Genomic DNA, 12893 nt, shown 5'->3' with positions numbered 1-12893 from the left:
TACCAGGGTCGGATGTCGGCCTTCCCAAACGCCCCACTAGCCGCAAGGATCACAGCGTGCCCACCACCATCGACCCGACCTCGCTCGGCTTCCTGCTCGCCGAGAACCGGAACCAGCCGATGCACGTCGCCGGACTGCAGCTCTTCGAGCTCCCGCCGGACGCCGGACCTCACTTCGCGCGCGAGACCTACGAGGCTGCGCTCGACACCGAGGAGGTCGCCCCGCTGTTCCGCAAGCGGCCGACCCGCTCGCTGAGCAGCCTGGGCCAGTGGGCCTGGACCGACGACGAGCAGTTCGACATCGAGTACCACGTGCGGCACAGCGCGCTGCCCGAGCCGGGCCGGATCCGCGAGCTGCTCGAGCTCGTCTCCCGGCTCCACGGCCAGCGCCTGGCCCGGGAACGTCCGCTGTGGGAGGCGCACATCATCGAGGGGCTCGCCGACGGCCGGGTCGCGATGTACACCAAGCTCCACCACTCGCTGGTCGACGGCATCTCCGCGATGAAGCTGATGCAGAGCGTGCTCACCTCGGACCCCGACAAGCGTGGCATGGGCCTGCCGTTCGAGGCCCGGGCCAACACCCGCAGCAAGAAGGTCCGCGAGGCGACCGAACGTCCGCTCACCGAGATCCCGATGGACGCACTGCGCTCGGCCTTCGGGATCACCGCCGACGCGGCCGGCCTGCCTGCCGCCCTGGTGCGCACGCTCAACAAGGGCGTGCGGAACGAGGCGTCCGCGTTCTCGTTCCACGCACCGAAGTCGATGTTCAACGTCAACATCACCGGCTCGCGCCGGTTCGCTGCCGACGACTGGCCGCTCGAGAGGATCCGGGCGATCTCCAAGGCGAGCCGCACGACCCTGAACGACGTGGTCCTGGCGATGTGCGGCGGTGCGCTGCGCAACTACCTGCGCGAGGTCAACCGGTTGCCGGTCGAGTCGCTGGTCTCGATGGTGCCGGTCGGCCTGAAGTCGCGGAAGGCGGAGTCGGAGTCCGGGGGCGGGGGCAACGCCGTCGGTTCGGTGATGGTGAAGCTGGGCACCGACCTGGCCGACCCCGCTGACCGGCTGGCCGCGATCCACGGATCGATGGTCGCCGGCAAGGAGGCCCTGGAGTCGATGACGCCGAACCAGATCGTCGCGATGAGCGCGCTCGGGATGGCACCGTCCCTGGCGATCCCCATGCTGCGGCTCAACGGCATCGTGCGACCGCCGTTCAACGTGATCATCTCCAACGTCCCGGGACCGCGCTCGACGCAGTACCTCAACGGGGCCAAGCTCACCGGCACCTACCCGGTCTCGATCCCGATGCAGGGCATGGCGTTGAACATCACCTGCAACAGCTACGCCGACGACATGGGCTTCGGACTGACCGGGTGCCGCCGCACGGTGCCGCACCTGCAGCGCCTGCTGGTGCACCTGGACGCCGAGCTGACCGAGCTCGAGAACGCCACCGGCGTCTCCTGACCGCCCCAGATCAGCGTTTCACCTCACGGCCTAAAAAGGACAAATAGGATCGCTCCCGTCATGGAGCGCCCCGACCTTCCTTCTGCTGCCGATCTCGGTGTCACCGAGATCGAGTACGAGCGCATCCTGCGCGGGTTGCGGGAACGCGAGCAGTCAGCAGGCCCCTGGGTGCAGGTGCCGGACGACGCCCGCGACCTCGTCGAGCAGGGCGGCACGGTCGAGTACGTCGGCGAGCCGTCGTTCGCGCTCCCGCCCGACCCTGCGCGGGAGCGCGCGAAAGAGCGACCCGCCTCGAGGAAGGGCCGGGCCATCGGCTGGAGCCTGGCACTCGGCGCGCTCCTCCTGGCCGTGGTCCTGCAGGGAGCCGGGTCGGAGGCGGAGGACGGACCGGGCTACGCGTTCCTGCAGAGCCTCGAGGGTCGACCCGTGACCCGCAGCTCGTGCCGCGCGATCCCGATCGCGATCTACCCCGCCGGCGGACCGAAGGATGCCGAGAGCATCGTGCGCGAGGCCGTGAAGATCCTGCGCAACGCCACCGGTCTCGACATCGTCGTCACCGGCGTCTTCGGCGGTCACGCCCCCGGTTGGAATTTCGAGGCTGCGCCGGTCCTGCACGACGACCCGATCAGCGTCTCCTGGCAGACCGGCGAGGCGATCGCCGCCTTCAAGGGCGAAGCGGTCGGGGTAGCCGCGCCCTACAGCGAGACCACCCCCAGCGGCACCACCTACCTGTACGCCGGCACCGTCGCGCTCGACCGCGAGTACGCCACCCGACAGGACCGCGCGCACAACCTCACCGTGGTGCTGCACGAGTTCGGGCACGCGCTCGGGCTCGACCACTCGGGCTCGAGCAGCGACGTGATGTACCCCGCGGTGGGAACGCAGACGCTGGGCAAGGGCGATCGCGAGGGCCTGCGGCTCGCCGGCAAGGGCCCCTGCGTCTGACCTGGGTCAGGCAGCAGAGGCGACGACGTCGCCCGCACGCACCGGGACCCGCTCGACGGCGGCCTCGGCGACGAGCCGGGCCTCCTCGACGGCAACCGTGTCGCTGACCTCGCGCAGGACGCTCGACAGCGGGATCTCGAGAGCGTCGCACAACGACGCGAGCAGCTCCGAGGACGCTTCCTTCTGGCCGCGCTCGATCTCGGAGATGTAGCCGAGGGAGATCCGGGCCTCGGAGGAGAGCTCGCGCAGAGTCATGCCACGACGCATCCGCTCGCCGCGGAGCACGTCACCGAGTTGTCGGCGGAACAGCACCATCTCTGCGATCTCCTTCCGTCCTGCTGGGTCTTGCAGGTGCAACGCTACCGGTAGGTCGGTTCTTCCCGGCCAGTTCTGAGCCATCGGAGCCAGGTTTCTGCTCAGGACCGATCTTTCCCTAGACCACCGACAGACCTGTACCTGCCCCTGCGGTGCTCCAGACCGGCGTCGTCCTCGGCGACGTGGACGCCCTCCACGACGACGTCGGCCAGCACGGACCAACCGACCTCGCGCAGCGACTCCAGCCGGACCAGCGCGTGGGTCCTACCGCCGAGCACCGGGCCGTGGTCGCCCTGGACCCAGTCCACCGCGGAGCGGAACGGTCCCCCGGGCGACGGCTCACTTCCTCCGAACGCTTCGGCGACGCCACGGTCGTGGGCCCCGAGCAGCTGGACCACGGCGACGCCGGTGCTCCTCAGGGCCTCGGTGAGGTCGGCATCGGGGTCCAGCAGCCCGAGCAGGTGCGCAGGATCTCCGTTCGCCACCACCAGCGAGGACACCGTGAGACCGGCGCGGGAACCCTCCGCACCTGCGGTCCACAACGAGACCGCACCGCCGAGGCGCCCGCGGAAGCGCCGCACCACATCGGCAGGCTCGGCGAACGGGAACGTGTCGTGGATCGTCACGGCAGGAAGCGTTCAGGAGGCCTTGGGCTCCGAGGCGCCGTCGGCCTTCTCGGCACCAGCGGTCGCCGCCTGCGCAGCGGCGGCCAGCTCGGCGGCCGCGGCGCGCTCGGCAGCCTTGGCGGCCTCGGCCGCCTTCTTCTGCTCCTCCTTGGCGCGACCGGCGTACAGGTCGACGTACTCCTGGCCGGAGAGGCGCATGATCTCGTACATGATCTCGTCGGTGACCGACCGCAGGATGTAGCGGTCGTTCTCCATGCCCTCGTAGCGCTCGAAGTCGAGCGGCTTGCCGAAGCGCACCACGGGGCGCGTGATCGAGCCGAACTTCTTGCCCGGGGGCGCGATCGCGTCGGTACCGACGACGGCGACCGGGATCACCGGGACGCCGGTCTCCAGCGCGAGCCGGGCGACGCCGGTCTTGCCGCGGTAGAGCCGACCGTCGTGGGAGCGGGTGCCTTCGGGGAAGATCCCGAACATGTCTCCGTCGGCGAGGATCCGCTTGGCGGAGCTGAGTGCGCCCTCGGCGGCCGACGCACCGGACCGGTCGATCGGAACCTGGCCCGCTCCGGAGAAGAACTGCTTCTGGAACCAGCCCTTGATGCCCGGGGTGTTGAAGTACTCGGCCTTGGCCACGAAGGTCACGCGGCGCGAGAGCGTGAGAGGCATGAACAGCCAGTCGGCGTACGAGAGGTGGTTGCTGGCGAGGATCACCGGACCCTCGGCGGGGATGTTCTCGGCGCCCTCGGTCTGCGGCCGGAAGACCACGCGAAGCAGTGGACCGAGCGCGATCCATTTCAGGAACCAGTAGAACAACCCACACCTCCTCGTCAGCAGAACCCTAGCCCGTCCTGGGGCAGCATGAAACGATGGTCCACGAACGACCGGGCGCCCAGCGCTGCCTGCCGTCGAACAACCCGTGAACACATCCAGGGAGGAACCCGGTGCCAGTCGCCGCGCACGCCGAGACGTTCTACAGCGACGGCACCCCGGACGCGTCCGGACGCCGGATCGGCGTCCTGCTCAGCCACGGCTTCACCGGTTCGCCGGCCTCGGTCGTGCCGTGGGGCAGGTATCTCGCCGACCAGGGCTTCGCCGTCGCGGTCCCCCGCCTCCCGGGCCACGGCACCGCCTGGCAGGACATGGTCCCCACCCGCTACGACGACTACTACGCCGCGATCGAGCAGGAGTTCGAGACCCTCCGGGCCCGCACCGACGCGGTCGTCGTCGGAGGCCTGTCCATGGGCGCCTGCCTGACGCTGACCCTGGCCGAGCGACGGGCCGGCGAGGTAGCGGGGCTGGTGATGGTGAACCCCGCCGTCGCGAGCACGAACAAGCAGCTGCTGCTCCTCCCGGTGATGAAGCACCTGGTGAAGGCGTTCCCCGCGATCGGCAACGACATCAAGAAGGAAGGCGTCTCCGAGCACGCCTACCCCAAGACCCCCCTCAAGCCGCTGGCCTCGATGCTGGAGGCCTGGAAGGGCATCCGCGCCGACCTGCCCAAGGTGACCGCGCCGGTGCTGCTCTTCCGAGCGGCCGACGACCACGTCGTCGACCCGTCCTCGGCCCGGATCATCCTGGACGGGATCTCCTCGGCCGACGCCGAGGAACGGGTGCTGACCGAGAGCTACCACGTGGCGACGCTCGACAACGACGCCCCGCTGATCTTCGCCGGGACCGCCGACTTCGTACGCCGCGTGACGGCGCAGGCGCCAGTCCGGAAGACAGCGCCGTGAGCCGTCCCGACGAGGATGCCCTGTGGCGCGACATCGTCGACTCCTACGGCGACCGCCCCGAGTTCCCCGACGTCGTACCCGAGCAGGAGCCTGTCCCCGCGCGGCCCGCGCCCGAGGTCCCGCACGAGCTGGACGCGGCCGCCTGGGAGGACGAGGGTCGCTTCGTCCCGCCGGAACCGCCACCCGTTCCGCGACCGCGGGGCGTGCGCGCCCTCGCCTGGTTCGGCCTGTTCGGGATCCCGGCTCTGATGCTGGTCATGGTGATCGCGCACTGGTCCCCGCCCTCACCCACCGGTCTGCTCATGATCGCGTGGTTCGTCGGTGGCTTCGGCTACCTGGTGGCCACCATGAACGGCCCCCGCGACCCCGACTCCGGCTGGGACGACGGCGCGGTGCTTTGAGGGCGTTGCGCGCACGTCACCCCATCGCGGCAGGCTCGATGATCAGGGGAGCCGGATCAGCTTGATGCCCGACCCGGCCTGCGACAGCGCCGTCTTGAAGATCGGTGCCATGTCGGTGCCGGAGGCCGCGCAGAAGAAGTAGTCGCCGTCGGTGTTCTCCGCGGTGCGACCGGCGGTGGTCCCGCAGTCGCTGTTGTTCGTGCTCGGCGCTCCGGTGGAGGTCGGTGAGGCGACGTCCGCCAGCACGCTCGACACGTTGGCTCCCGACGGTGCCGACCAGACCAGCTTGTTAACGGTGCGGTTCACGCGTTGCTGGATCGTGCGGACCTTGCCGACCAGGACGTTGCTCAGCACGGTGATCGGGCCGTCGGACGTCGTCGACGTGGGAGCCGGCGGGGTCGGGTTGTAGTCGTCGCAGGCCTTGCCGGCGATGTTGAAGGCGATGGTCACCACGAGGATGCCGGCCGCCTTCGCGTTCGCCGCCAGCAGCTTGAGGTTGTTGCACGCGTTCTGGCCACCGTTGTAGGTGTTGGTGGTCGTCACGGTCGTGGTGTTGTACGTCGTGGTCGTGTTGATGGTGATCTGTGCGGCTCCGTATCCCGACGTCGTCGTGACCGTGACCGGCACCGCGACCGGTCCGGTCGTCGCGGTGGAGGTGCTGTAGTCGTCGGTGTTGGAGAACAGGTCGCTGCTGGTGGACAGCGAGGCCGAACCCCCGGTCGCCGCGTTCTCGTTCGGCTGGCCGTCGGTCTCGAAGATGAGCACCTTCTGCGGCGTCCCGGTGTTGCGGGCCGGCAGCGAGGACAGGTTGTTCGACGCACCCACGGCAGACCCGAGCAGGTAGCGCGCAGCACCCTTGAACGGAGCCGACAGCGACGTACCGGTGTTGGAGAAGCCGAGGCAGCTGATGTCCTTGACCAGCTGGTTCGAGGTGTTCAGGTCGGTCCCAGCGGCGTTGAGGTATCCGTTGGTGAAGGCGGTCGGCATCCACGGCCCCGAGGTCAGGCTCGTGCTCGGGCTGGTCTTGCACGACGACGGCGCCGAGGAGCTGGACCGTCCGATCGTTCCGAGCGAGACGTACTGCTGCGAGGGCGTCATCACCTTGAGCATGCCCTTGATGCCGTTGACCATCGCCGTCACGTCCGTGCTCGTCATGCTGGTGGTGCGGTCGGCGACGACCGCGACGTCCATCGGGTTCGGCGGCACCGTGCCGCACGAGCCCTTGCAGGCCACCGACTGGGTCGCGCCCGTACCGCCCTTGGCGATGCCGAGAGCGCGCGCGAAGGTGAACGGGACGTCCTTCTCGTCGACCAGCCTGATGGTGTTGCACTGGTCACCGGAGGCGGGTTTGCACGGGATGGAGCAGATCGTCGGGCCGCACTTGAGGCCGGTGTAGGTGCTGCCGACCTTGGCGGAGGCCGGGTTGCACACGCTCGGGATCTGGCTGGCGTCCAGCACCCAGAGCGCACCACTCTTCATCGACGCCACCACGCAGAAGTAGTCGACGTCCGGGGTCGCGGTCGCGTCCGCGGCGCGGGCGAACGAGAGCGCGTCGACCTTCGACTTCGTGCCGTCGGTCGGCAGCGGAAACGCGCCGGCCTGGGCGCCGGCATCCATGGCGTCCTGCAGCTTCTGCCGCTGGTTGACCTGCGAGGCGAAGTCGACACCCAGCGCGGCAACCCCCATCAGCACCAGGGCGAGCAGGCCGAACATCAGGGCGACCGCCCCGCTCTCGTCTCGGCGCCGAGTCATCATTCGATCCTCATCTCGACCGTCTTCGACAGCAGGATCCCGTTGCCGAAGGTGCTTCCCACCGGGGTGATCCAGGAGTGCGACAGCGTCACCTTCACTACGACCGTTCCGCCCGAGACGGCGTCGGTGGCGAAGTTGGTGCACACCGAGTTGTCGGGCTTGCGGCAGGTCACGCTCACGGCGATCTTGGAGGGCGTGGTGCCCACCGGCTCGACGGCCGAGAGGCTGCGACGCACGACCGCGACGACGGAGGCGGAGTCGGGGTTCAGGGACCCCTCGCGAGCGCCTTCGCGCGCAGCGTTGTTGACGGCGGTGTCCCGGTTGATCGCCCACCCGAAGTCGACGATCCCGAACACGACCATGACCAGGATCGGCACGATCAGGGCGAACTCCAACGCGGCCGAGCCGCGCTGGTCGCGACTTCGGCGCTGCTTCTCACTTCCGTGTGGCATCACACAGCCCCCTCCCTGGGACGCCACCTAGCGTAGCAAGGAAATGGGGCGAAACGGACTTTTCGTACGAAATCACCAATCTGGCGAGGGCGGAATCAGCCCTGACGTGCGAGGTCCGCTGCGCCGATGAGGCCGGCGTCGTTGCCGAGCACGGCGCGCGCGATCCGCGGCGCCGGGCGGTGCCCGAACCCGCTCTCGGCGTTCTCGAAGGCCGCGACCACCCGGTCCAGGTCCAGCGCTGCGGACTCGCTGACTCCCCCGCCGACGACGATCACGTCGGGGTCGATGATCGCAGTCAGGCTGGCCAGGCCCTCGCCGATCCAGTCGGCGAGCTCGGCGAAGCTCTGCAGGGCCACCGGGTCGCCGCCCTCCGCCGCGGCCGACACCATCGGACCGGTGATCTTCTCCGGATCGTCCTCGGCCAGGGCGAGCAGCACGCCGGCACTGCCCGGGTCCGCGGACGCGAGCTCGCGCGCCCGGACGGTCAGGCCGGTGCCCGAGCCGTAGGCCTCCCAGCACCCGAACCGGCCGCACGCGCACGGGCGTCCTTGCGGCACCATCCGGATGTGCCCGATCTCGGCGCCCACACCGAATCCGCCGCGGAACACCTCGCCGCCCAGCACGAGCCCGCCCCCGATACCCGTGCCGACGGTGGCCATCAGGAGGGCCCGGGCGCCCTGGCCGGCCCCGAAGCGGTACTCGGCCCACGCGGCCGCGTTGGCGTCGTTCTCGATCACTGTCGGCAGGCCGACCTGCTCGGCGACCAGGTCGCGCAACGGTTCGTCGCGCCAGGCGAGGTTCGGCGCGAACATCACCTCGGTGCGCTCCAGGTCGATCCAACCGGCTGCGGCGACCCCGACCGCGGTGACGTCGTGGTCGGCGCGGAAGCCCGCGACCAGGGTCGCGATCTCCCGGGCGATGGCCTTCGGGTCCTCGGCCGGCGACTCGCTGCGCGAGCTGGTGACCAGGGTCCCGTCCTCGGCGACGACACCCGCTCCGATCTTGGTGCCACCCCACGTCGATCCCGACAGTCACGCTCACGACTCGTCCCAGGTGCTCTCGTCCAGGTTGATCTTCTCGACCGGCGAGCTCTTCGCGTCGCCCGGGACCTGGGTGGCGAGTACGCCGGCCGCGGCCTGCATCAGCGAGCTGGCGGCCAGGGTGAGGTGGGCCTTGACCTCCGGACTGGTCGACCGCACCACGGAGATGACCTGGCAGACGGGGCAGTACTTGCAGTCGGCTCCCCCGGTGGCGATGTGCTCGTTGACGTTGTTCAACGCCTCGGACATCGCGCCAGCGGCACCTGCCGCCGTACCGGCGTAGTCCGTGCCCTGGTCCTTGGCCCAGCCCGAGAGAGCGGCGAACAGCTTCGCCGCCTCCTCCCCGACACTGCCGACGTCCTCGGACCCGCCCGGCCCGGGAGCACCACGACCGGCGTCGAAATCGTCGCTCATCGTGACTCCTCGTCGTCGGTCTCGGTACGGAACTTCACCTGCAGGGAGCCCGCCTCGACGCGGGCACCGGTGACAGTGTGCCGCGCCAGGGCCGCCGGCAGAGCCAGCAGGCGCCGGTACGAACCGACCGTCACCACCAGCTCGTCGCCGTGACGGGCCAGGTCGACATCTTCCTTGGCCGCGAACGGGAGAGCAATTCGCAGCACCGCCCCGGTCTCGGTCCGGGTGATCGTCATCGGGCCGTCGCCGCTCGGAATGGCGAGGGGGTCGGCCCCGTCGTACGCGGCCTCGGCGAAGGTCGCGAGCGCGTCCACGCCCATCGGCTCGCCGGGCTGGTACGACGAGGTGTAGATCGGGAGGTCGACGAACGACTGCCGCACCTCGGCCAGCACGCCTGCCTGCGCCTCGACCCACGCGTCGCGCCACGGGTCGGCACCGTCCGCCGGGAAGACCCGGTTGGCGATGACGCCGTCGACCCGGTAGCCGTAGAGCGAGAGCGTGGTCAGCGAGCGCCGCGCCTCGGCGACCACGACGGCCTCGGGCGTCAGCACCAGCCGCACGCTGGCGTGCTTGTCGCTGAGGATCTGCTGGACCTCGTCGAGATCGCTGTGCAGCCGCTCGATCGCGTCGAAGACGGAGTCCCCCGGCATCGGTACGCCGGCCGCGCGGGTGAGAACGGGGCGCAGGGCCCGCATCACCCGTCGCTGCACCCCGAACATCCGCGACATGTACCAACCGAGCGCCTCGGGCAGCGCGAGCAGCCGGAGCGTCTCGGCCGTCGGGGCGCAGTCGACGATGATCACGTCCCAGTCTCCGGAGAGCGCGTGCTGCCGCAGCTCCAGCAGCGCCAGCACCTCCTCGGCACCGGGGATGACGGTCAGCTCCTCCGCGGTGATCGGATCGACCCCGGCCGCGTCGAGCACGGAGAGCAGGTAGCCCTGGATGTCGCCCCAGGACTTCTCGAACCGGCGCTGCGCGTCGACCTGGTGCACCCAGAGGTTCGGTGCCACCGGGGTCGGCTCACGGCCGATGGTCTCGCCGAAGGCGTCACCGAGCGAGTGCGCGGCGTCCGTGGAGAGCACCAGGGTACGGGCACCACCGAGGGCCGCGAGCGTCGCCGTACCGGCCGCGGACGTGGTCTTGCCGACGCCGCCCTTGCCGGTGAACAGGATGATCCGGACGCTCATGCAGCCGCCGTCAGCCCAGGGACTCGACGCGCTTCTTCAAGCCCTTCAGCGCGGTGTCGATGATGACCTTCTCGGCCTTGCGGCGCAGCAGCCCGATCATCGGGATCGCGACGTCGACGGAGAGCTGGTAGGTCACCCGGGTGCCGTTCCCGGCGGCGGCAAGCTCGTAGGAGCCCTCCATGCCACGCAGCATCTTGCCCTCGGCCAACGTCCAGCGCAGGGTCTCGTCGCCCTCGTAGCGGTAGGCCAGCGTGTAGGAGTCCTTGATCGGGGCGGCCTCGAGGTCGAAGTGCACGGTCTCGGCGCGCCCGGAGGCGTCGCGGGTGACGACGTGCACCTCCTTCATCCCCTGCGCCCACGCCGGGTAGGCCTCGAAGTCGACGATCACCGCCATCACCTGGGCGACGGTGGCGTCGATGACGATGCTCGACGTTGTCTGTTCCGGCATGACTGCGAGGCTATCCGATCCCCCGGGACCCCTGGGCCCACCCCTGGGGTGCGGCTAGTGAGTCTCCCGCCACACTAGTACCGTTCAGATGCTTGGCCAGATCCGACGAGGAGAAGTGTTGCGCGAGTACTCGACGCCCCTGCAGGTCACGGTCGCAGAGACCGGGAACCTGACCGACGACGTCGTCCGCAACGGTCGGGAGCACCCCTCGGCGGTGGTCTTCGCGCGGCGCAGCGGCACGGAGTGGGTCGACGTCACCGCGGCGAGCTTCCTCGACGAGGTCCAGGCGGTCGCCAAGGGGCTGGTCGCCGCGGGCATCGAGCCCGGCGACCGGGTCGCACTGCTGTCCCGCACCCGCTACGAGTGGACCTTGTTCGACTACGCGATCTGGTTCGCCGGAGCCGCCACCGTTCCGATCTACGAGACCTCCAGCGCGGAGCAGATCGAGTGGATCCTCGCCGACTCCGGCGCCCGAGCCGTCGTCGCCGAGACACCCGAGCACACTGCTCGGCTCAAGGAGATCCGCGACCGGCTGCCCGAGGTGCACCACGTCTGGTCGATCGAGACCAGCACCGGGTCGGGCGCGGTGACCGTGCTCACCACGTTGGGTTCGGAGATCTCCGACGAGGTGCTGGAGGAGCGTCGTACGACGAACGGCCCGGACGCTCTCGCCACCCTGATCTACACCTCGGGCACCACCGGTCGCCCCAAGGGCTGCATGCTCACCCACGGCAACTTCATGTTCGAGCTCACGGTCGCCGTCGACGAGCTCGACCGGCTCTTCAGCCCCGACTCCGAGAACGGCGAACCCGCCGCGACGCTGCTCTTCCTGCCGCTGGCACACGTGTTCGCGCGGATCATCCAGATCGGTTGCGTGAAGTCCCGGGTCAAGCTCGGCCACTCCGCAGACATCAAGCATCTCCTCGACGACCTGGGCGCGTTCAAGCCGACCTTCATCCTGGCCGTCCCGCGCGTCTTCGAGAAGGTGTTCAACACCGCGTCCCAGCGCGCGGTCGCCGACGGCAAGGGCCGGATCTTCAACCGGGCTGCCGACGTGGCCATGGCCTGGTCCCGCGGCCAGGAGTCCGGCAGGATCTCGCTGGTGGTGCGCAGCCAGCACGCCGTCTTCGACAGGCTCGTCTACGCCAAGCTCCGTGCAGCCCTCGGTGGTCGCTGCCTGTACGCCGTCTCCGGCGGAGCACCCCTCGGCGACCGGTTGGGGCACTTCTATCGCGGCATCGGGGTCAACGTCCTGGAGGGCTACGGCCTGACCGAGACCACCGCGGCCCTGACGGTGAACCTCCCCGGCGCGCAGAAGGTCGGCACCGTGGGGCGCCCGCTGCAGGGCACGTCGGTCCGCGTCGCCGACGACGGCGAGCTCCTCTTCCGCGGCGGCCAGGTGTTCGCCGGCTACTGGAAGAACGACGAGGCCACCCGCGAGGCAAAGGGCGACGGCGGCTGGTTCCACACCGGCGACGTCGGCGAGATCGACGACGAGGGCTTCGTCCGGATCACCGGCCGGAAGAAGGAGATCCTCGTCACCGCAGGCGGCAAGAACGTCGCCCCCGCGGTGCTCGAGGACCGGTTGCGCAGCCACCTGCTCGTCGACCAGTGCATCGTCGTCGGCGACGGTCGGCCGTTCATCGCCGCGCTGGTCACCCTTGACCGCGAGACCGTCCCGGGTTGGGCCGAGCAGCACGGGAAGCCCACCGACATCGCCAAGCTGCTCGACGACCCCGACCTGCTCGCCGAGATCGACGGCGCGGTCGAGGAGGCCAACAAGGCGGTCTCAAAGGCGGAGTCGATCCGCAAGTTCGCCGTCCTGCCCGGCGAGTGGACCGAGGAGGGCGGTCAGCTGACGCCGAGCCTCAAGCTCAAGCGCAACGTGGTGCTGCGGCAGTACGTGGACGAGGTCGAGGCGCTCTACACCCGCTGAAGGTCCCGCCCGGTTCGATCCGGACATATCCGGACATAGTCCATTCGGGCTACTCCCGACATAGCCATATGGTCGGATATCGGGCTTTCCAGTGCAAATGCCCGAATTGTCGCGCATAGTTCATGGTGTCGCCTACGCGTGAGGGTGCGTCGGCGACCAACACTTCGGTGCTCGTGCGCGACCT

14 protein-coding genes are annotated in these 12893 nt (G+C 69.6%); 5 read left to right on the top strand and 9 right to left on the bottom strand.

Features of this window, described 5'->3' with window-relative positions; genetic code table 11:
• The first annotated feature begins 56 nt into the window (after positions 1-56).
• Entirely contained in the window at positions 57-1463 is a 1407-nt protein-coding gene (locus ABIE44_RS17695; protein ID WP_209714481.1) for a WS/DGAT/MGAT family O-acyltransferase, read from the top strand.
• 60 nt (positions 1464-1523) lie between these two features.
• On the top strand, positions 1524-2408 hold the full coding sequence (locus ABIE44_RS17690) for a matrixin family metalloprotease (RefSeq protein ID WP_209714483.1): 885 nt from the start codon (positions 1524-1526) through the stop codon (positions 2406-2408).
• 6 nt (positions 2409-2414) lie between these two features.
• On the opposite strand, the gene ABIE44_RS17685 is transcribed toward ABIE44_RS17690, so the two are convergent.
• From ABIE44_RS17685 to ABIE44_RS17675, 3 genes are all read right to left on the bottom strand, one after another.
• Positions 2415-2723 (bottom strand): helix-turn-helix domain-containing protein, encoded by a 309-nt coding sequence (locus ABIE44_RS17685; RefSeq protein WP_209714485.1) that lies wholly within the window; start codon positions 2721-2723, stop codon positions 2415-2417.
• A 101-nt stretch (positions 2724-2824) separates the two neighbouring features.
• Positions 2825-3349, bottom strand: a complete 525-nt coding sequence (locus ABIE44_RS17680) for a flavin reductase family protein (protein WP_209714487.1) — start codon at positions 3347-3349, stop codon at positions 2825-2827.
• A gap of 12 nt (positions 3350-3361) precedes the next feature.
• On the bottom strand, positions 3362-4159 hold the full coding sequence (locus tag ABIE44_RS17675; RefSeq protein WP_209714489.1) for a lysophospholipid acyltransferase family protein: 798 nt from the start codon (positions 4157-4159) through the stop codon (positions 3362-3364).
• Positions 4160-4287: 128 nt separating this feature from the next.
• Here ABIE44_RS17675 and ABIE44_RS17670 point away from each other — a divergent pair, with 128 nt between their 5' ends.
• Positions 4288-5079: an alpha/beta hydrolase gene (locus ABIE44_RS17670; RefSeq protein ID WP_209714491.1), complete on the top strand. Its 792-nt coding sequence runs from the start codon at positions 4288-4290 to the stop codon at positions 5077-5079.
• On the top strand, positions 5076-5480 hold the full coding sequence (locus ABIE44_RS17665) for a hypothetical protein (protein ID WP_209714493.1): 405 nt from the start codon (positions 5076-5078) through the stop codon (positions 5478-5480). The genes ABIE44_RS17670 and ABIE44_RS17665 overlap by 4 nt, the downstream gene beginning before the upstream one ends.
• 42 nt (positions 5481-5522) lie before the next feature.
• Here the strand turns inward: ABIE44_RS17665 and ABIE44_RS17660 are convergent, their stop codons facing one another.
• The 6 genes from ABIE44_RS17660 to ABIE44_RS17635 form a co-directional block, all read right to left on the bottom strand.
• A complete protein-coding gene (locus tag ABIE44_RS17660) occupies positions 5523-7232 on the bottom strand; it encodes a TadE/TadG family type IV pilus assembly protein (protein WP_209714495.1) in 1710 nt (569 codons plus the stop codon).
• Entirely contained in the window at positions 7232-7684 is a 453-nt protein-coding gene (locus ABIE44_RS17655; protein WP_209714497.1) for a TadE/TadG family type IV pilus assembly protein, read from the bottom strand. The genes ABIE44_RS17660 and ABIE44_RS17655 overlap by 1 nt, the downstream gene beginning before the upstream one ends.
• Positions 7685-7779: 95 nt before the next feature.
• Positions 7780-8652 (bottom strand): ROK family glucokinase, encoded by an 873-nt coding sequence (locus ABIE44_RS17650; protein WP_354438408.1) that lies wholly within the window; start codon positions 8650-8652, stop codon positions 7780-7782.
• Between the two features lie 69 nt (positions 8653-8721).
• Complete coding sequence (locus ABIE44_RS17645; protein ID WP_209714501.1) at positions 8722-9138, bottom strand: hypothetical protein; 417 nt, start codon at positions 9136-9138, stop codon at positions 8722-8724.
• On the bottom strand, positions 9135-10325 hold the full coding sequence (locus tag ABIE44_RS17640; protein WP_209714502.1) for an ArsA family ATPase: 1191 nt from the start codon (positions 10323-10325) through the stop codon (positions 9135-9137). Before ABIE44_RS17640 ends, ABIE44_RS17645 begins: the two co-directional genes overlap by 4 nt.
• 10 nt (positions 10326-10335) lie before the next feature.
• Positions 10336-10773, bottom strand: coding sequence for an SRPBCC family protein (locus tag ABIE44_RS17635; protein WP_209714505.1), 438 nt, complete (start codon positions 10771-10773; stop codon positions 10336-10338).
• A 118-nt stretch (positions 10774-10891) separates the two neighbouring features.
• On the opposite strand from ABIE44_RS17635, the gene ABIE44_RS17630 reads away from it, so the two are divergent.
• Positions 10892-12709 (top strand): AMP-dependent synthetase/ligase, encoded by a 1818-nt coding sequence (locus ABIE44_RS17630; RefSeq protein ID WP_354438258.1) that lies wholly within the window; start codon positions 10892-10894, stop codon positions 12707-12709.
• Positions 12710-12893 lie beyond the last annotated feature (184 nt).

The organism is Marmoricola sp. OAE513, from assembly GCF_040546585.1.
In the GTDB taxonomy this organism is placed as follows: domain Bacteria; phylum Actinomycetota; class Actinomycetes; order Propionibacteriales; family Nocardioidaceae; genus Marmoricola.
This window is presented reverse-complemented; position numbering and strand designations above follow the sequence as displayed.